This is a genomic window from Akkermansia muciniphila (genome assembly GCF_018709685.1).
GTDB classification, from domain to species: domain Bacteria; phylum Verrucomicrobiota; class Verrucomicrobiia; order Verrucomicrobiales; family Akkermansiaceae; genus Akkermansia; species Akkermansia muciniphila_E.
On record NZ_JABDHQ010000006.1, the window covers coordinates 1 to 18,089 of the forward strand.

General features: G+C 60.9%; 18 protein-coding genes. 7 read left to right on the top strand and 11 right to left on the bottom strand.

What is annotated here, in order from left to right; translation table 11 throughout:
- Positions 1-433: 433 nt before the first annotated feature.
- The 8 genes from HHJ06_RS05335 to HHJ06_RS05370 all read right to left on the bottom strand — a co-directional run bounded on the left by HHJ06_RS05335 (position 434) and on the right by HHJ06_RS05370 (position 9,117).
- On the bottom strand, positions 434-1,798 hold the full coding sequence (locus HHJ06_RS05335) for an efflux transporter outer membrane subunit (protein ID WP_215428303.1): 1,365 nt from the start codon (positions 1,796-1,798) through the stop codon (positions 434-436).
- Positions 1,799-1,830: 32 nt separating this feature from the next.
- A complete protein-coding gene (locus tag HHJ06_RS05340; protein WP_215428305.1) occupies positions 1,831-3,192 on the bottom strand; it encodes an ABC transporter permease in 1,362 nt (453 codons plus the stop codon).
- Positions 3,189-3,893: an ABC transporter ATP-binding protein gene (locus tag HHJ06_RS05345; RefSeq protein WP_102713939.1), complete on the bottom strand. Its 705-nt coding sequence runs from the start codon at positions 3,891-3,893 to the stop codon at positions 3,189-3,191. Before HHJ06_RS05345 ends, HHJ06_RS05340 begins: the two co-directional genes overlap by 4 nt.
- A 64-nt stretch (positions 3,894-3,957) precedes the next feature.
- Positions 3,958-5,349, bottom strand: a complete 1,392-nt coding sequence (locus HHJ06_RS05350; protein ID WP_215428307.1) for an efflux RND transporter periplasmic adaptor subunit — start codon at positions 5,347-5,349, stop codon at positions 3,958-3,960.
- A 915-nt stretch (positions 5,350-6,264) separates the two neighbouring features.
- On the bottom strand, positions 6,265-6,672 hold the full coding sequence (locus tag HHJ06_RS05355; protein ID WP_215428309.1) for a (deoxy)nucleoside triphosphate pyrophosphohydrolase: 408 nt from the start codon (positions 6,670-6,672) through the stop codon (positions 6,265-6,267).
- The gene (locus HHJ06_RS05360) at positions 6,669-7,178 is read right to left on the bottom strand and encodes a metallophosphoesterase family protein (protein ID WP_215428311.1); all 510 of its coding nucleotides are present in this window, start codon (positions 7,176-7,178) and stop codon (positions 6,669-6,671) included. Before HHJ06_RS05360 ends, HHJ06_RS05355 begins: the two co-directional genes overlap by 4 nt.
- 6 nt (positions 7,179-7,184) lie before the next feature.
- Entirely contained in the window at positions 7,185-8,153 is a 969-nt protein-coding gene (locus HHJ06_RS05365; protein ID WP_215428313.1) for an RsmB/NOP family class I SAM-dependent RNA methyltransferase, read from the bottom strand.
- Positions 8,154-8,157: 4 nt separating this feature from the next.
- Positions 8,158-9,117 (bottom strand): ROK family protein, encoded by a 960-nt coding sequence (locus tag HHJ06_RS05370; protein ID WP_215428315.1) that lies wholly within the window; start codon positions 9,115-9,117, stop codon positions 8,158-8,160.
- A gap of 223 nt (positions 9,118-9,340) precedes the next feature.
- On the opposite strand from HHJ06_RS05370, the gene HHJ06_RS11850 reads away from it, so the two are divergent.
- The 7 genes from HHJ06_RS11850 (at position 9,341) to hemC (ending at position 14,260) form a co-directional block, all read left to right on the top strand.
- Complete coding sequence (locus HHJ06_RS11850; protein ID WP_215428317.1) at positions 9,341-10,153, top strand: TraR/DksA family transcriptional regulator; 813 nt, start codon at positions 9,341-9,343, stop codon at positions 10,151-10,153.
- 33 nt (positions 10,154-10,186) lie between these two features.
- On the top strand, positions 10,187-10,360 hold the full coding sequence (gene rpmG, locus HHJ06_RS05380; RefSeq protein ID WP_022396979.1) for a 50S ribosomal protein L33: 174 nt from the start codon (positions 10,187-10,189) through the stop codon (positions 10,358-10,360).
- A 29-nt stretch (positions 10,361-10,389) separates the two neighbouring features.
- Positions 10,390-10,635: a 30S ribosomal protein S18 gene (rpsR, locus tag HHJ06_RS05385; protein WP_022396980.1), complete on the top strand. Its 246-nt coding sequence runs from the start codon at positions 10,390-10,392 to the stop codon at positions 10,633-10,635.
- Positions 10,636-10,738: 103 nt separating this feature from the next.
- The gene (gene folE2 / locus HHJ06_RS05390; protein WP_215428319.1) at positions 10,739-11,533 is read left to right on the top strand and encodes a GTP cyclohydrolase FolE2; all 795 of its coding nucleotides are present in this window, start codon (positions 10,739-10,741) and stop codon (positions 11,531-11,533) included.
- Positions 11,534-11,554: 21 nt separating this feature from the next.
- Complete coding sequence (gene ccsA, locus HHJ06_RS05395) at positions 11,555-12,313, top strand: cytochrome c biogenesis protein CcsA (RefSeq protein WP_215428321.1); 759 nt, start codon at positions 11,555-11,557, stop codon at positions 12,311-12,313.
- Between the two features lie 20 nt (positions 12,314-12,333).
- Positions 12,334-13,335 carry a glutamyl-tRNA reductase gene (gene hemA / locus HHJ06_RS05400; protein WP_251841431.1) on the top strand — a complete coding sequence of 334 codons (1,002 nt, stop codon included), beginning with the start codon at positions 12,334-12,336 and terminating at the stop codon, positions 13,333-13,335.
- Positions 13,325-14,260: a hydroxymethylbilane synthase gene (gene hemC / locus HHJ06_RS05405; RefSeq protein WP_215428325.1), complete on the top strand. Its 936-nt coding sequence runs from the start codon at positions 13,325-13,327 to the stop codon at positions 14,258-14,260. The genes hemA and hemC overlap by 11 nt, the downstream gene beginning before the upstream one ends.
- Positions 14,261-14,355: 95 nt before the next feature.
- Here the strand turns inward: hemC and HHJ06_RS05410 are convergent, their stop codons facing one another.
- The 3 genes from HHJ06_RS05410 to HHJ06_RS05420 all read right to left on the bottom strand — a co-directional run bounded on the left by HHJ06_RS05410 (position 14,356) and on the right by HHJ06_RS05420 (position 18,054).
- Positions 14,356-14,523 carry a hypothetical protein gene (locus HHJ06_RS05410; RefSeq protein WP_215428327.1) on the bottom strand — a complete coding sequence of 56 codons (168 nt, stop codon included), beginning with the start codon at positions 14,521-14,523 and terminating at the stop codon, positions 14,356-14,358.
- Between the two features lie 129 nt (positions 14,524-14,652).
- The gene (locus HHJ06_RS05415; RefSeq protein ID WP_215428329.1) at positions 14,653-15,009 is read right to left on the bottom strand and encodes a DUF488 domain-containing protein; all 357 of its coding nucleotides are present in this window, start codon (positions 15,007-15,009) and stop codon (positions 14,653-14,655) included.
- 210 nt (positions 15,010-15,219) lie between these two features.
- Complete coding sequence (locus HHJ06_RS05420) at positions 15,220-18,054, bottom strand: autotransporter outer membrane beta-barrel domain-containing protein (protein ID WP_215428331.1); 2,835 nt, start codon at positions 18,052-18,054, stop codon at positions 15,220-15,222.
- Positions 18,055-18,089: the final 35 nt, after the last annotated feature.

Genomic DNA, 18,089 nt, shown 5'->3' on the forward strand with positions numbered 1-18,089 from the left:
CAGTAATCGGACTGTCTAAAAACAAACAGCAAAGATAACAAGTCTCTTATTACCAAGAATTCATCAATTGGTAGCAAGGACAATGATTATCCAATTGCTGGTTGTCAGACTTCAACCGGCTTTGATGTGTTTCAGGATGCTTTTTACCTGTTATTGAATATTCCTACTTCACAGATACAGGTACAGTTGTATGGTGCATCAATCCCAGATGTTTTTATTCTTTTTCTGGTCTTTTAATCTATTTTGTTTAAAAGGAGAAAGGAAGTTTCAAGTCTAAAGGTCAAGAGGATTATCATGAACCCATTCGGTAACTGAATTTACCGAGAACTGGAAGATTTACAGGATCAATGAACACAAAAATAGGAGTCTAACCCGGAAGGTCGGTAACTATCTTCCAGAATGGAAATTTTTGCCGACTGGATGAGGCGGTTTGTTACCACCCTCCGCCCAGGGCGCGGGCGAGCTGGACGACGGCCTTGCGGATGTTCTGCTTCATGGTGACCAGGGATTCTTCCGAGCTGAGCCAGGAGCGCTGGGCCGTGACGACATTCAGAAAGTCCGTCTGTCCGTTGATGTACAGGGTGCGGGAGAGCAGGAAGGCCTCCCTGTTGGCGTTGTTTTCCTTGTGCAGGTATTGCATCTGGGAGGTGTAGTTGCCGTAGGCGATCAGGGCTTCCTCCACCTCGGAGACGGCGGTAATGAGCGTCTTGCGGTAGGCTTCCGCGGCCTGTTCCGCCGCCGCTTTCTGGGCGCGCACCGTGGCTCTCAGGGCTCCGCCCCGGAACAGGGGCTGCACCAGGTTGCCGCCCAGGGACCAGACGTTGTTGTTTTCCCGGAAGAGCTGGCCGAAGTCGCCTCCGCGGCCGGAGAGGGAGCCCGTCAGGCTGAAGCGCGGGTAAAGGTCCGCCACGGCCACGCCCACGTTGGCCACAGCCACGTGCAGGTCCGCCTCCGCGGCGATGACGTCAGGCCTGCGCCGCAGGAGTTCGGAGGGGAGGCCCACCGGAACCACGGGAGTTTTTTCAAAGACGGAGGTTTTGGGAAGCGTCAGTTCCACGCGGGAATTGTACGTGCCCAGCAGCACGGAGAGCTGGTTTTTGGCGGAAGCCACTTGTGCTTCCAGCGCCGGAATACGGCCTTCCGTGGAGGCTACGGTGGAGGTGGCCTGTTCCACGTCCAGGCGCGGGGCGAATTCCGATTTGTAGCGTTTTTCCGCAATGGTGAGGGTGTTGCGCTGGATTTCCAGCTGTTCGCGGGCAATGCGGAGCTGTTCGCAGGCGGTGATCCAGTCAAAGTAGGCCGTGGCTACGTCCGCCAGCAGGGCCGTGCGCACGGCGCCCGCGGAAGCCTCCGTGGACATGAGGGAGGCGCGGTACGCCTCAATGGAGCGGCGGTTGCCGCCAAAGAGGTCCAGCTCCCAGGAGGTGGAGGCCCCCAGGGTGAAGTCCTGGGAGGTGGAGCTGCGGAAGCCCCGGTCCGGTGACAGGCTCCAGCCCGCGCTCGCGTCCGCGGAGGGCAGCAGGGAGGCCTGGGAGACGCGCAGCCTTTCCCTGGCTTCCCGGATGCGGAGCAGGGCCGACTTCATGTCCGGATTGTTGTTCAGGGAGGCGGAGACCAGGCGGTTGAGCTGGGGATCCCCGAAGATGTTCCACCAGGAGCGCAGGTCCTTGTCGGAGCTGCGGGGGGGGCGGGACGTGGCCCAGGAGGAGGGCAGGTCATTGGCCGGCGGCCGGAAGTCCGGTCCTACCATGCAGGAGCTCAGGCAGCAGGCGGCCAGCAGGGGGAGGTATTTGAACATGGATGACATGGAAAAGAAAAGAGTAAGGGGGGTTATTCGTGGCGCAGGGCGTCGATGGGGTCCATTTTGGAAGCCTTCCAGGACGGATACCACCCGAAGGCCAGGCCGATGAACACGGAGACGCCCACGGCCAGGGCCATGGCTTCCGGGGAGGAGGCGGTGGCCCAGTTCATGGTGCGGCTGACGATGATGGAGATGGCCTTGCCGAGCATGATCCCCAGCGCGCCGCCCACCACGCAGAGCAGCACCGCTTCCAGCAGGAACTGGCGCATGATGTCCTGCGGACGGGCGCCCACGGCCATGCGCAGGCCGATTTCCTTGGTGCGTTCCGTGACGGAGACGAGCATGATGTTCATGATGCCCACGCCGCCCACGACCAGGGAGATCATGGCCACGATCATCAGCAGGTTGGTCATGACTTCCGTGGTGCTACTCATGGCGCGGGACATTTCAGCCATGTCCCACACCCGGAAGTCGTCCAGCTGGCCGTCCTTCAGGTTGTGCTTGGCGCGGATGACTTCCGTGATCTGGTCGATCGCCTCGGAGGAGCGCTCCGGGTCCGCAATCTGCGCCATGATGGAGTCAATGTTGTTGAAGCGGCGCGGATGGGGGGCGTCCGTGTACGGCTGGTCCGTGGTTTCCGTGTAGTAATCCACGGAATTGGCGGTGTACTTGTCCGCCCGGTTGAAGGTGGTGGTGGATTTGCCGGAGGAGGAGGCGGACCCGCCCCCCAGCCCCTGAAGGCGGTAGCGGATGCTCGTCCACGGCAGGATGATGGAGTCGTCCTGGTCGCGGCCCATCATGTTGGCCCCCTTCTTCTGGAGGATGCCGATGACCTTGAACATGACGTTCTTGATGCGGATGTCCTTGCCCAGCGGGTCTTCATCCCCGAAGAGTTCCCTGGCTACCGTCTGGCCGATGACGCACACGCGCCTGGCCTGCTCCACGTCCTCCTCGGAGAAGGGCTGGCCGCGTTCCATGTCATACCAGCTTTTGATTTTCAGGTATTCCACGGAACCGCCTTCCACGGTTTCCGGGCTCCAGTTCTTGTTGCCGTAAATGACCTGGCCGCTGGCGCGCACCACGGGCGTGGCGCGCAGGACCATGGTACAGTCCTTCATGATGGCTTCACAGTCCGCGTTGGTCAGGGAGGCCCTGCCGCCCGCGCCGGTGTTGACGCCGCTTTTGGAGATGGCGCCGGGGCGGATGTTCAGGGTGTCCGCCCCCATGGAGGCGATGGTGTTTTTAATCTGGAGCGTGGACCCCTGGCCTATTTCCACCATGGCGATCACCGCGGCAATGCCGATGATGATGCCCAGGATGGTGAGCGCGGCGCGCATGGGGTTGCGCACCAGGGCCTTGATGCAGGTTTTAAGGAGGGGAAGGAATTTCATACGTCGTCCTTGCTTAGCGTGTCGGAAATCCCTTCGCAGATGAGGCCGTCCGCCATGTTGATGGCCCGGTCCGTGAAGGCGGCTATTTTGGGATCATGCGTCACCAGGATAACCGTGATCCCCTTCCGGCGGTTCAGGTCCTTGAACATGTGCAGCACTTCCTTGGAGGTGGTGGAGTCCAGATTGCCCGTGGGCTCGTCCGCCAGCAGGATGCTGGGGTTGTTGATGAGGGAGCGGGCGATGGCTACGCGCTGCTGCTGGCCGCCGGAAAGCTGGGCTGGGGTGTGGTCCATGCGGTCGGAAAGGCCCACCAGGTTCAGCAGCTCCACGGAGCGTTCGCGCATGGCCTTCATGCTGAGGGTGGGGTGGGCGTACACGGCGGGCATCATCACGTTTTCCAGCGCAGTGGTGCGGGAGAGCAGGTTGAAGTTCTGGAAGACGAAGCCGATGCGCTTGTTCCGGAGTGTGGCGCGCTCTGCGGCGTTGAATTTGGCTACGTCCTCTCCGGCAATGTAGTAATGGCCGGAACTGGGGCGGTCCAGGCAGCCCAGGATGTTCATCAGGGTGGATTTTCCGGAGCCGGAGGCCCCCGTGAGGGAGACAAACTCCCCTTCCTTGATGTCCAGGGTGATGCCCTTGAGCACTTGAAGGTCTATTTCCCCCAGGTGGTACACCTTGGTTATGTCACGTAAGCGGATCACGTTGTTGTAATGCTTGATGCGGTAAAAAAATGGTTGAGCGGGCTGGTGTGGCGTTGCCCCCGGATCAGGGAGGCGGGGGCGGGCCGCCATTGCCGGAGGCCGCCTTCGTATTGCCCGTGCTCGGCTTGCGGCGCGGAGGCATCTTGGGAGCGAACGGGTTTTCACCGCCGGCGGAGGCGGACGTTCCGTCCCCGGAGTTCCCGGCGCGGTTCAGGATCTGCGCCGTGGAGACAATTTCCATGCCTTCCCGGAGCGTTTCCCCCTTGACGGCCGTCATCATGCCGTTGCTTTCCCCCCTGGTGACCAGGTGGGGGTAAAGAAGATTGTCCCGCAGTTCCCAGACCACGGCTTTTTTCTCTTGTCCGTTTTGTGCAGGGGCGGCCAGTTCGGGCTGCATTTGTTCAAGGGCCTTTTTCTGTTCCGCGCCGATGAGGCTCACTTCCGGCTGAAAGCGGAGAGCCGCATTGGAGACCAGGAAGGCGTTCCGGATATCCTCCACCACAAACTGGACGTTGGCCGTCAGGTAGGGGATGAGGAGCTTGTCCGGGTTGGGAACGTCAATGTCCACAATGTAGGTGACCACGTTGGAGGTCATGGTGGCGTCCAGGCGGATTTTGTCTACCGTTCCCTTGAATTTGCGGCCGGAAAAGGCGTCCACGGTGAAGATGACTTCCTGCCCCTTGCGGATGCTGCCGATGTCCGCCTCATTCACGGCGGCCCAGATTTTAAGCTTGGAGAGGTCCGTGGCGATGTAGAAGAGGCTGGAGGCGCTCATGCTGGAAACCACCGTCTGGCCGATGTTCACCAGGCGCTTGACCACCACGCCGTCCACGGGGGACTGGATGGTGGTGTATTCCAGGTTGCGCATTTCCTTTTTCAGCGCGGCTTCCGCCTGTTTCAGGGAGGCCTCCGCTTCCAGCAGGGAAGCTTCCGCCACGGCTACGTTGGCGCGGGCGGTCTCTTCATCCGCAATGTACTGGTCATAGCTGGACTTGGACAGGGCGTCCCCCGGTCCCAGCTTTTCCGCGCGTTCCCGGTCCAGCTTGGCCTGGTGGTGCTTGGCCTTGGCCTGCTGGATGTCCGCCCTGGCACGGGCGATTCCGGCGGAGGCCTGCGCCTTGGAGGCTTCCGCCCGCTGCACGTCCAGCTGCACGGGCAGCTTGTCAATCTCCGCGAGCATCTGCCCCGCCTTCACCGGGCTGGAGTAATCCACCACCTTGCCGTTCAAATCCTTGCCGAATTCCATGATGATGCCGCTGACCTGGGCGCCCACGTCCACCAGTTCATCAGGTTCCGTGACGCCGGTGGCATCAATGGTGATCATCAGGTCCCCCTTTTCAAGAGGCTCTGTCTGGTACTCCACCTGAATGGCTTCATTCCCCTTCCACTGTTCCCAGGCGAACCAGGCGCCTGCAAGAACGACAATGACGATGATGAGTTTGATAAATCCCTTCACGACTATAATATACTTCGCAATAATGAAAAAGTTGCACGGATGTTAAAAACTTTTTCGCAACGGGGAGTGATCCTACCATGATTTCCGGAAATGTCTAAGGATTTATTTTATTCCATAACAGTTATGGAATATTAACTAATTATCTTACATAATCGTAATGCCCGTGCTCTTTTTTACGGAATTGTAAGGGCTGGGGCAGGGCGCCCGGAGAGTGCTCCCGGCAATCAATTGATACCCATGCTTTTTATTCAAAGGTAAAAACTGGCACGTTTCTTGCAAAGTAAAATGTGAAGGATCGTGTGATCCGGAAATAGCCAGTAAACCATATGTACAAGAACGATTTATTTGATTTGATGTTCAGGCTGCTTCATTCCTTCTGCCGTTCCTCCCGGCCATGCAGGAACCGGAAGGAGAGGGAACGGAAGGCCCTGGAATATTTGAAGGCCATGGCGGCCAACGCGCGGATGCGTTCCTTTTGAGCGCCCTCCGGGCTTCTGTCCGGAAACCATGCAGGGCAGAAGCCGTAAAAAACTGTTGGCGCCCATGCCCCGCGGCGGGCATGTGTTCAATTAGGCCGCCGGGGACGGCCCCCGCCGGGCTCCCGGCTGCAAAGGGAGAAAAAAGACACCGCTGCACCGTCACTGGCAATGAGCCACGTTCCCGTGCCTCAATAGAGCGGGGACTTCCGCCGCTGTTTTGACTTATCCGGTATAGGACTTAGTCAGCCCTGCGTCGGGGCTGCCCCCATTAGGTATAATATCGGTTCGGGCCACTTTGCCAGGTGTTGACGAGTGCAGCAGCCAACACCTTATATACTGCACGGCGGGATATTATCCAAGGTGTTTTTGGAATCTTTTAAGACATGCGCGGGAGAGCCGCCGGGGAGTGGCTGAACCTGAACGGGATGCCGTTCCGTCAGCAGGCGCCTTCCAGCCATTCCTTTAAAATGGGGCGGTCTGCGGGCGCCCACGGCAGTTCCGCCAGCGTGCGGCGGGAGAAGAAGCCCAGGCTTTCATGCTCCAGGGGCCGGGGCAGCGCTCCGGGGTCCAGGCGGCACAGGAAGGGGATGAGGCGGATGATGCGTTCCTTTTCCCCGTGCCGTACGGGAGTGAGCATGCGTACGGGATGGACGGCGCACCCCAGCTCTTCCCGGATTTCCCGGATGATGGCGTCCTGCGCGTTTTCTCCGGGTTCCAGTTTTCCGCCGGGAAATTCATAAAGCAGCCCGTTGGACTGTCCCGCGGCCTTTCTGGCGGCCAGGAGCAGGGTTCCCTGGGCGGCGGACAGCTCAATCAGGGCGCAGCAGACGTCCAGGGTATTCATGATGCGCTTAAATCCACCGTGTGCAGGTTCATGATGCGGGAGTCCGTATCCAGAATGCCGAAGCCGATGCGCCCGGTCCTTCCCTGGAGTTCCCCCGGATTGGCAAGCAGGCAGTCTCCGTACATTTCCCGCACGGCCTGGTGGGTGTGGCCGTACAGGGCGGCGTCCACGTTGCCGTTCCGCGCTTCCCGCATGGCGTATTTGGGATAATGGGAGAGGGAGAATTTCATGCCGTACCTGGTGATGACGGCGTGTTCCGGGTGCAGGCGCGCCGCCGGGGAGTTGGCCGCCATCCGGTGCATCAGGAGAAGTTCATGGTCATTATTGCCCGGCACGGCGTCCAGGGGCAGGCCGCCGGTCAGCTCCAATATGCGCAGGAAGCTTTCCGGGGTGGTGCAGTCCCCCAGGAAAAAGAAATGTCCGCAGTCCAGCAGGCGCATCTGGCGCATGGCGGGTTCCAGGTGGTCCGTGCGGTCGTGCAGGTCGGAAAAGATGCCTATCTTCATGTTCTTTCAGCGGTTCATGGCCTGGATGGGCCAGGCCAGCAGTTCGTCCGGCAGGGGAGGCAGGGGGGAGGGTTCCCCCTCCCGGCGCAGCAGGCAGGTGAAGCCGCCCGCACCCGCTCCGTGGAAAGGCATAAGACGGTAGCAGGCCTCCCGCGCCAGCGCGGAGCGGAAGGGCTCCAGCTCCGGCACGGGCACGGTGCGCAGGTCCGGACAGCGTTTCAGCAGGTACAGGATGTTGCGCTCGTTCTCCTCCGGCGCGTAGGTGCAGGTGGTGTACAGCAGATGGCCTCCGGGCGCCAGGCAGCGGACCGCCGCCAGCAGGATGCCCCGCTGCCGCTTGGCGTTGCCCCCGGTCACGGAGGGGTTGAAGCAGCCGGGGTTGGGAATGCCCTTGGCCAGCAGGGACTGCCCGCTGCACGGGGCGTCCGCCAGAATGAGGTCAAAACTGCCGGGGGCGAGTTCCGCCCACTGGTCCGGCCGCAGGCGCTGGGTGTACAGGCCCATGAAGCCGCAGCGCAGCAGGTTGTGGCGCAGGATGCCCAGGCGTTTGGGGTGCACCTCGTTGGAGATGTGCACCCGCGGGGCGACCCGCGTTTGCGCCAGAATGCTTTTTCCGCCGGGCGCGGCGCACAGGTCCAGGCAGCGTTCCGGCCGGAAGGGCAGATGGGCCAGCGGGGCGGTCTCCCAGACGGAGGAGAGGTCCAAGGGGTAGTAATAGCCGCGTTCGTAATCCGGCAGGGAACCGGGCCGGGCCTCCGTTTCTCCCGCCGGGAGCGCCAGAATGGAAGGGTGCCCCCAGTCACGCGGCGTTTTATCCGCAGGGAGGGGCGGAACGTAGCCTTCCGGAGCCTGCGGGGTGATGACCAGCGCGCTTCTGGCGCGGTCCCCGGCCTGCATGGCAGCCACAAAATCCTGCTCCTGTTCCGGAGTCAGCCCCAGCTTGGAGGCGAGCCTGAGTATTTGGATGGAGGACACGAGATCAGGCCCGGAACGTTTCGCCGAAGTGGGTGTTGAGCGCCAGATGGGCGGACCCCAGGATGCCCGCCTCCGTGCCGAACTGGGCGGGGAGGATTTCAAGCTCTTCCACCAGCGGGGCGGCAAGCTGGGCCCTCATGATTTCCTGGAGGGGCTGGAAGAGCAGGGTCTTGGCCTTCGCCACGCCGCCGCCGATGATGATGGCCTGCGGATTCAGCAGGTAGCAGCAGTTCATCAGCGCGCAGGAAAGCTTCACGGCCAGGTCCCGCCATACCTGGGCGGCCACTTCATCCCCCGCCAGTGCGGCCCGTTCCAGGGCGATGGGGTTGCAGTCCACAATGGCCTTGTCCACGCCGTGGCTGGCGTACAGGGTGCGGGCGTCCGCCGCTATTTCCCGGTTGCCCACGTAATCCTCCAGGGCGCCGCGGTTGCCGTAATGGCCCAGCCGCCCCCGGTAGTCGATGCTCGTCTGTCCCAGTTCTCCGGCGGAGCAGGTGGCCCCGCGCACAAGGTCCCCGTTCACGATGAGACCGCTGCCCACACCCGTGCCCAGGGTCAGGCAGACCAGGTGCCTTTTTCCCCTTCCTGCCCCCAGCTTCCATTCCGCGTAGGCCATGCAGTTGGCGTCGTTCTCCACATACACGGGCAGTCCGCAGGCGGCCTGGAGCATGTCCCGCACCGGAACGTTGTTCCATCCGGGCACGTTGGTGAGCGTGTAGACGGTTCCCTGGTAAAAGTTGACGAAGCCGGGCATCCCCATGCCGATGGCCTGCACCTCCGGGTGGTTCAGCCGCAGCATGTTCACGAACTGGGCGATGGCTTCAATCAATTGATCCGGATTGCCGTATTCCTGGGTGGCGATGGAAGGCGCGTGCGCGATCACTTCCGTCCCTTTGACGACCCCCAGCTTGATGGAGGTGCCCCCGAAGTCAATGCCGATGGTGGGGATGGTTGAAGCTGTCATATGGTACCAATATAGAATTTTACGGGTCGATGGAAAGGTTAAATGAAGTACGTTTCCGTTAAAAAAACGGCTGGATGGATGCCGCGGAAAATGACTTGTTTCATGGCTGAATTTTCTTGAATGAACATTTGGCCGCTTGTAGTGTCTCATAGTCTAGTCAGTTGGGCGGTCTCGCCCGCTGTTCGTGAAACATCGTCAACCTCAGCCCATAGAGACACCTCATATGCCTACTCCCAAGAAAACCGAAAGCAAGGCCGCCGCCAAAAAAGCTCCGGCTCCCAAGAAAAAGACCTGCGGGAAGACCGCCTGCAAGACCCCTGTAGAGCAAGAGGCTCCCGCTAAAAAGAAAAAGGCTGCGGAACCGAAAAAGGCCGTCAAGCCGGCTAAAAAAGCCGCCACCCCTGCCGCCGCTGTGGAAAAGAAGCCGGAACCTAAGACGGCCAAAAAGGCCCCGGCCAGGAAAGCCGCCGCTTCTCCCGCCGCTCCGGCGCCCGCTCCCGCCAGGAATGAGCTGACGGATGAACAGACGGAAGCCATCGCCGCCGCTAAGGCGCAACTGGCCGCGGACCCGGAATGGGAACCCTTTGTGCTGATGCAGCGCCAGCACCTGATGGACCTGCGCGACAGGGCGCTGGATAACATGAGCGGCGTGGCCCGCGACACCCTCCGGAACCATCCGGAAGGCAGTGAGGCCTCCGGCTCCGGTGAGCACCAGGCGGACGCCGGCAGCGATGCCTATGACCGTGACTTCGCCCTCAGCCTTCTTTCCAAGGAACAGGACGGCCTGTATGAAATTGAGCAGGCGCTTGCCCGCATTGACAACGGAACGTACGGCATTTGTGAAATGTCATACAAGGTCATTCCCATCCTGCGCCTGGAGGCCATCCCCTTCGCGCGCCTTACCGTGGAATGCCAGGCCCAGTGGGAAAAGGAAAAAGGGCAGAACGCCCGGTTCCGCCCCAGAGTGGCCCTGGGCTTTGCGGGAGGACAAAATGATGTTGATTTATCTGTTTCACTTGACGATGATGAAGAATAGTGTATAAATCCTCCCCCGTAACACATTTTCATCATGCCAAGAGACATCATCATCCTCGAATGCACTGAGGCCAAAGCCGAAGGAAAGCCTACGTCCCGCTACGTCACCACGCGCAACAAGAAGAGCCTGCGTACCCCCGGCCGCCTGGAAAAGGTTAAGTACAATCCTTTCCTGAAGCGCCGTACGCTTCATCGTGAAATGCGTTAATAACGGGCCAGCCTATATTCTTTATTATTATGTCCACTGAACCCAAGACTGTAGAACGTCGTATTCGTTTCCGCACGTGCAATCGCCAGATGCCGCGCCGCCGTCTCGACATCCCGATGGATCAGGTCGATCTGCTCAACCCCGATTTCCTGTCCAAGTTCACCTCTGAAACCGGCAAAATTCTTCCCCGCCGCGTGACCGGTCTGTCTGCCAAGATGCACCGCAAGGTGACCCGTGAAATCAAGCGGGCCCGTTCCATCAACCTTCTGCCGTAACAAGCGCCAAGGAAAATCTCTTTCGGTAGAAATTGTCTTTGCAGGCGGGAGTTTGTCCGGTAACAGGGCAGACTCCCGCTTTATTTCCAGCCATCATCCTCCCATGCAGGAACTGAAAGATACCCAGTCCGAGACGGATACGCGCAATATCTCCATTGACCGGGTGGGCGTCAAGGGGTTGCGCTTCCCCATCCAGATTCAGGACAAGCTCAACCGCATCCAGTCCACCGTGGCGACGGTTTCCCTGGCGGTGGACCTGCCGGAGGAATTCAAGGGCACACACATGAGCCGCTTTGTGGAGGCCCTGCACCAGCACGGCCCCCTGCTGGACGTGCACACGGCCCTGGCCGTTCCCCGGGAACTGCTCCGCCGCCTGTCCGCGCGCCGCTCCCATGTAGAAATGGAATTCCCGTTCTTCCGCGCCAAGAATGCCCCCGTGACCGGAATAGAAGGGATGATGGATTACGTGGTCCGCTTTGAAATGGAGGCGGAAGCGGACAACAAGCTGGCGGACTTCAAGCTGACCGTGGTCGTCCCCGTGACGACGCTGTGCCCCTGTTCCAAGGCCATGAGCGCCTACGGGGCCCACAACCAGCGCGGGCTGGTCACTTATTCCGTGCGGTTTGCCTCCCGTCCCGTCTGGATTGAAGACCTGATTGACCTGGTGGAATCCTGCGCCAGCTGCTCCCTGTACAGCGTGCTGAAAAGGCCGGATGAAAAATGGGTGACGGAAAAGGCATATGAAAACCCCGTCTTTGTAGAAGACCTGGTGCGGAACGTGGCGCTGAAAACGCAGAGCCATTCCGCCTTCAGCTGGTACCGGGTGGAGGCGGAAAACTTTGAATCCATCCACAACCACCAGGCGTACGCCGTCATTGAACGCGACCTGCGTTCCTGAACTTTTTCCCGTGCCGGAGTTATGAACGACAACTGGTGGGCCATCGCATCTCTCGTCCTGTCCCTGGCTTTCACGGGGCTGGGATGGCGCCTGCTGGCCTCCGGGCGCCGTTTTTTATACGCCCACCTCTGGATGGCGTGCCTCTTTGCGCTCCAGACCGGGGCGCTCTGCGTCAAGGCGTACCAGACGGGGATGTGCCCCATACGCGGCGCATCGGAAGTGCTCTTCTTCCTTTCCTGGACCATCAACCTCTTTTACCTTCTGCTGGGCCGCGCGTACCGCATGTCCGTGCTGGGCATCTTCACGGCTCCGGCCATTGCCCTGCTGACGGCGCTTTCCCTCCTGGTCAGCGTATCCGGCGCGGATGTGCAGGGCACGCATGACTTCTGGGTGACGGCGCACGTGGGCGTGGCCATGATGTCCTACGGGGCCGGGGGCCTGGCCGCCGCCGCGGGCGTGGCGTTCTGCATGCAGAATGAATGCCTTAAAAAGCGCCAGATTCCCGGCACCTGCCGCCTTCTGCCCCCCATCCGCACGCTGGAAGCCAGCATGAAACGCCTGATCCTGGTGGCGTTCATTCTGCTCCTGGCCGGGGAATGGCTGGGCTGGCAGCGGCACCTCCCCATCAACGGGGCCAAGACCGTCATTGTCATTCTGCTGACGCTGGGCTACGCCGCCCTCCTGTGGCGGACCTACCGCCGCGGGATGCCGGGCAGGGGCCTGGCCTACTGCTGTGTGGTCCTCTTTATTGCATCCATGAGCATTTTCCTGGTAAGCTGATGAGAATGGTTTGTTTAGGCTTGAATCACCGGACCGCTCCCGTGGAAATACGTGAGCGTTTTGCCGTACCGTCCCACAGGCTCCAGGAAGAAGGGCGGCGCATCCGCTCCCTGCCGGACGTGGACCAGTGCGTGGTGCTTTCCACCTGCAACCGGATGGAAATCTACTACTGGTCAGACCGTCCTGAAAGCGCGCAGGAGCACATCCTGTCCCATTTCCTGGGGACCGGGCGCGGGAACGTGGACATGGGGGCCCACTTTTACAGCCACCTGGGCGCGGAGGCGCTGGAACACCTGTGCCGCGTGCTGAGCGGGCTGGACTCCATGGTGCTGGGTGAAACGGAAATCTTCGGCCAGGTGAAGACGGCCTACCAGATGGCGCTGGATGCCGGAGTGACCGCGGGCTGCGCCAACAAAACCTTCCAGAAAGCCTTCACCATCGGCAAGAGGGTGCGTACGGACAGCCAGATTCACGCCGGGGCCACCTCCGTGGGGTCCGTGGCCGTGGAGCTGGCGGAACAAATCTTCGGCGATCTTTCCGGCACGCGCGTCCTCATCCTGGGAGCCGGGGACATGAGCCGTGTGACGGGCCGCGCGCTGCGCGCCCGCGGGGCGGAGGGCATTTACGTGGCCAACCGCTCCTTTGACCGGGCCGTGGAACTGGCAGGCACCATCGGCGGCCAGGCCATCCGGTACGACGTGTGGGGGGATTACCTCAAGGACATTGACGTGGTGGTGGCCGCCACCGCCGCCCCCCACTGCATCATCACGCAGGAAACGCTGCTGCCCCTGCGCGCCGCCCGCAAGTACCGCTCCCTGTTCCTGATTGACATCTCCGTTCCGCGCAACATCTCACCGGACGTGGCGGACATTGACGAGGTGTACCTGTACGACATTGACACCCTTACCCAGCTGGCGGATGAAGCCAAGCGCAGCCGGGAGCAGGAAGTCTCCCGGTGCGAAGCCATCATCCAGGACAATATCTCCAAATACTTTCCGGACTCCGCTCTCTATGACCAGTAAAAACACCCTCATCATCGGCACCCGCGGGAGCGCCCTGGCGCTGGCCCAGGCGGACATGGTACAGGCCGCGCTGGCCGTCCGTCATCCCGGGTTGGACGTGCGCCGTGAAATCATCCATACCACCGGGGACCGCCGCACGGACGTGCCGCTGGCGGACGTGGCCCGCGTTTCCGGCATCGTGGACAAGGGAATCTTCATCAAGGAGCTGGAAGCCGCCCTGCAGGAAGGCCGCATTGACGTGGCGGTGCACAGCCTGAAGGACGTGCCCAGCGAGCTGGCACCCGGCTTCACGCTGGCCTCCGTCCTTCCCCGCGCCGCCGTGGAGGACGTGCTGATTACGAAAGAGCCGGACTGGAACGGAACGGGCACCCTGGCTACGGGAAGCGTGCGCCGCCGCCTCATGGCGCGTACGTACTGGGGCTCCGGCCTGCGGTTTGAGGACTTGCGGGGCAATGTGCCCACGCGCTTGGCGAAGCTGGCGCAGCACCCCGGCTGGGACGCCGTCATTCTGGCCAGGGCAGGACTGGACCGCCTGGGGCTGTATGCTCCGGAAACCGTGGCGGATGGAAGAAAACTTTACATGCGCCCCCTGCCGGTGGAAGCCTTCATTCCCGCCGTGGGGCAGGGCATTGTGGGAATGGAATGCCGCGCCGCGGACAAGGAGACGGCTGGCATTCTCAATAGCGTGAATGATCCGGAAGCCTATGGCTGCGCCCTGGCGGAACGTGCGTTCCTGGTGCGCCTGGGCGCCAGCTGCTCCACGCCTGTGGGGGTTTACGCCCGTTTGGAAGGTGAAGAAATGGTTCTGAGCGCGGCGTACTACGTGCCGGGCCGGGAAGAGCCTTTTGCCGTGGTGGTCCGGGGGGACCGGAAAGCTCCCCGGGACCTTGGCCTGCGGGCTTTTGAAGAACTGGGAGTGCGCTGACGGCGCGGTTCTCCCGCTTTTTTCCGGAGCATGGAAAACAAAAAAAGGTCCCGGACTTTGTCCGGAACCTGAATTGGGCAGTGAGCGCACGGAAATTAGTGTTTTTCCTTGTGACTGTCCTTGGAGCTGGAGCTCTTTTCGGACATAAACTGCCCGGTTGAAGCATCACGCTTGACGCGCTGCCCGGTTTTATTGGTGGTGGTTTCAGAGCGCTTCTTTGAACCGCCTCTGTGATTTCCACCCATGTGGGAACTGGTTGCCATGTTATATTCACCTCCTTTCCATTTTCTTCACTTGTTCATGAACGAGAGAAGAAATCCGGCCATATCATAGGTCCCTGTGACAGCATTTGGGCCTTGCGGACGGCGCTTGTGCAAAAATGTGCGCCTGGTTTATGAAGAAGACTGCTTCATCAGGTAATCCCTCAGCGCCGCGGCTTCGTTGTGCTCCGTGTTTCTGGCGGAATACAGCAGCGTTATCTTTCCCTTGCGGGCTAGTTGGAGAAGGTGGGAAACCGCCTCCGTATTGTTGTCAAGCTCTTCAAAGTACCTCTGGCGGAACTCATCCCATTTGGCATCATCATGGTCAAACCACTGGCGCAGGCGTGTGGTGGGGGCTGCGTTCTTCTCCCATTCATCCCAGGAAGCCTTTTCCTTGGAAATGCCGCGCGGCCATAGCCGGTCCACCAGCACGCGGTACCCGTCTCCGGCGTCCTGGGGATCATAAATGCGTTTGATGGAAATATTCATTTAAAAAATAGTTTTATTACAGAAATAGAGCTTCCCGAGCATGCATCCGTTGAGCCGGAGAAGGTCATGCGGCCGTCCTGCGGCATGCGCGGCGCGGCGGCTGACGGGTAAAACAAAGGTGGAATCGGAAGAACGTCTCCGGGCCTGAAAGGCCCGGAGACGCTGGAAAAACGCAGTGCCTGCGGATAGGTGGAAGATAGGTGTTCCGGATTAGAATTCCAGCATGACACCCATTCTGCCGCTTTGGTCCAGATGGCCGTTGCCCGCCTCCAGGCTGTAATCCAGCCCGGCGCTCCAGTTGCCGGATATGTTGATCTGGAATCCGGCGGAGGCCTGAAGGGCGGTGCGGCCCGGTTTGCTGCCGGGTGCCGTCCAGGAACGGGCAACGCCCTGCACCGCGACATGGGGCGTGCGGCGGTCCAGGTCGTGCGCCATGCCCGTGCGCACGTAGCCCAGAGCCGCTCTTCCCAGTGCGGAACCGTTCCGGTGGAATTCCACGCCCAGGCGTCCACGCAGGGCCTTCATGCGGCTGTCTTTCAGGCGGTAGGCGTAGCGTTCCCCCTGAAGGGTGGAGGCGTCCTGTGAGCTTTCCGCGTACTGGAGGCCGGAATAAAGGCCCAGCCGCGTTTTCCGGTTCAGCTCCCGTGTCCAGCTTCCCTGGAGGTCCAGCAGCCATGTCCTGTCCTTCCAGGAGCCTGACAGGCGGTCGCCCGCCAGGTCCGGGGAGGTGAAGCCCCCCTTGCTGCATGCGGAACCATAGCCGCCCTGAAGGCTGAGATGGAAGAAATCCTTCGTTCCCAGCTTCATGGACCGGGAAAGTTGCAGGAGGGCCATGACGGCGTCCTGGTCAAAGCTACCCATGTCCCCGTTAATATCGTTCGTCCCAAAGCTCTGGCCGAAGGCGGCGCCCAGCGTCCACACGGGAGAAAGGTCATAAGCGCCTCCGCAGGAATACCCCCGGGAACGGAAGCGGTAACCCTGTGCCGCCGCCTGGGAGGACTGGGTGAAATAATCTCCCGTGGCCGTGATCCAGAAAGCCGTTCTTCCGTTCGGCTTCAGGCGCTGGCCCTCCCTGGTTCCCGCCGTGGCGGCAAAACTGCGCAGGCTGCGCATGGCCGTCCACTGGGAATTCCCCTGGACAGTGCCTACTCCCGCCGGGGCACGCCAGTCTCCCCCCTCTTCCTCCGGTGGAAGCAGGGCGCCGTGCTGCCCGGAAAGGTAATCGAAAAAGGAGTCGCCCACGCTGTAGCTCCATCCGTCGGCGTCCACCAGGCGCACGCTTTTAGCCCCGTTGACGCTGTCCATCAATTCCTGCGTCTGCCCTTCATGGGAAAAAATGAAAGGGCGCAGTTCTTCATAGGAAATGCCGAGCCGGCTGACGTCCAGCACAAACTCCAGGGAGCCTGCAAAGGCCGCCAGGGAAGAACCTTCCGTGAATGTCCATACGGGATTCTCCTCCGTGGCCGACGCCATGGAATCAGTCATCCGCACGAGCACGGTATGGGTGACCCCCGGTTTTACGGCATGCACGCTGTACTGGCCGTCCATTGTCGTAAAGCCGTCAATGATGAGGCTGCTTCCCTGCCATGCGTCCAGCGCGCCGTGGATGGCCGTTCCCTCCCCCATGCCCAGGCTTCCCCGGTACAGTTCCGTATCAAGCCCGTCAATGGAGGCCCCGTCCTTGAAGAACACGGTTCCGTCCACGGGATAGCCTGCCGGATCGGGCTTGTTGATTGTCAAGACGCTCTCTCTGCCCTCTCCCCTGATGCCGTCGTAAAAAACCAGGGAGCCGCCGTTCCCGGCACAAAGGGCAATGCTGGCGTAATACGTGGAGTGGATGGCGTTGGAAACGCCTTCGCCGCCAAGTGCCGGAACCCGGTCCCTGTTGCCGCGGAAAATGCTGTCCCGCCCGTTGGCGATCACTCGGAGCCGCCCTTCATTGGAGATGGCTCCCCCCTGCGCCAGGGACGGATCTCCGGAAGAGGCGTAATTACCGTAAAAGGAACAATTCACCAGCGTCAGCGTGCTGCCGGTAAAATTGTGAATGGCTCCCCCGCTGGAATCCGTCTCCGTCATGGAGGAAGCGTGGTTGCCGTTAAAGACGCAGGAGACAAGCGTGCCCGAGGCTCCGGTTTCCAGGTTGAGCGCCCCTCCCCATGCACGCCCTGAGCTGATGGGGCCTGCGGTGCAGAAGGCGTAATTCCCGGTAAAGACGGCATTCCCCAGATTGATGGAGGCATTGTTATTCAAATCGATCCCGCCTCCGGAGGCTGCATAGCCCATGGTGTAATTCCCGTGGAACTCCAGGGCGTCCCCCTCCAGCCGTCCCCCGTACATGGCCATGGAAACGGCTCCCCCCGCTGCTATGCTCATGCCGTTGGCTCCGGCATTCAGGTAGGAGACGTAATTCCCGGAGAAACGGCAGTTATTCAGCGTAACGGCGCCGCCGCTGAAAATGGCGCCGCCGTGCTGCTGGGGGCTGTTGAGGCACGGCTCATTGAAGGAAACGTAATTCCCGGTGAACTCGCACCCCTGGATACCCATCACGGAACCTGCCGCTCCGGCAAGCGCGCCGCCGCCTCCGGCTGTCTGGGAAACCATCCCGTTATTGGAAAAGGAACATCCGGAAAGGGCCAGCCTGGCGTTCTGTCCGTTGGCGATGGCACCACCGGAGGAATAGGAATGCCAGCTCACGGCGGTATTGAAATTGCCGGTGATGGTGCAGTCGCTGATTTCCAATGTGCCGTGGTTGTCAAACGCCCGGCTGGTGAAGGTCTGGAGGCTCTGCGTGGTGGAGGACAAGGCGTGACGGCCTCCGTTCAGCGTCAGGGATGCGCCTTGAGCCACGGTGACGGCGGCGCCGTTGACGGCTGTTTCTGAAATGGAACCGTCCGCGCCCAGCTCAAGTACCGTTTCAGTGATGGAGCCGTCCTGCCAGCCCTGCACAAGGTCATCCCAGGAGATGGGGCCGGAAGCGGCGCCATGGGGAACCGCCTGTGACAGGAGCAGGGCGGCAAGGAGGGGGAGAGGAAGTCTTGGAATCATTTATTTGGAGTTTGTCTTTGGATTAATGTTGCGGC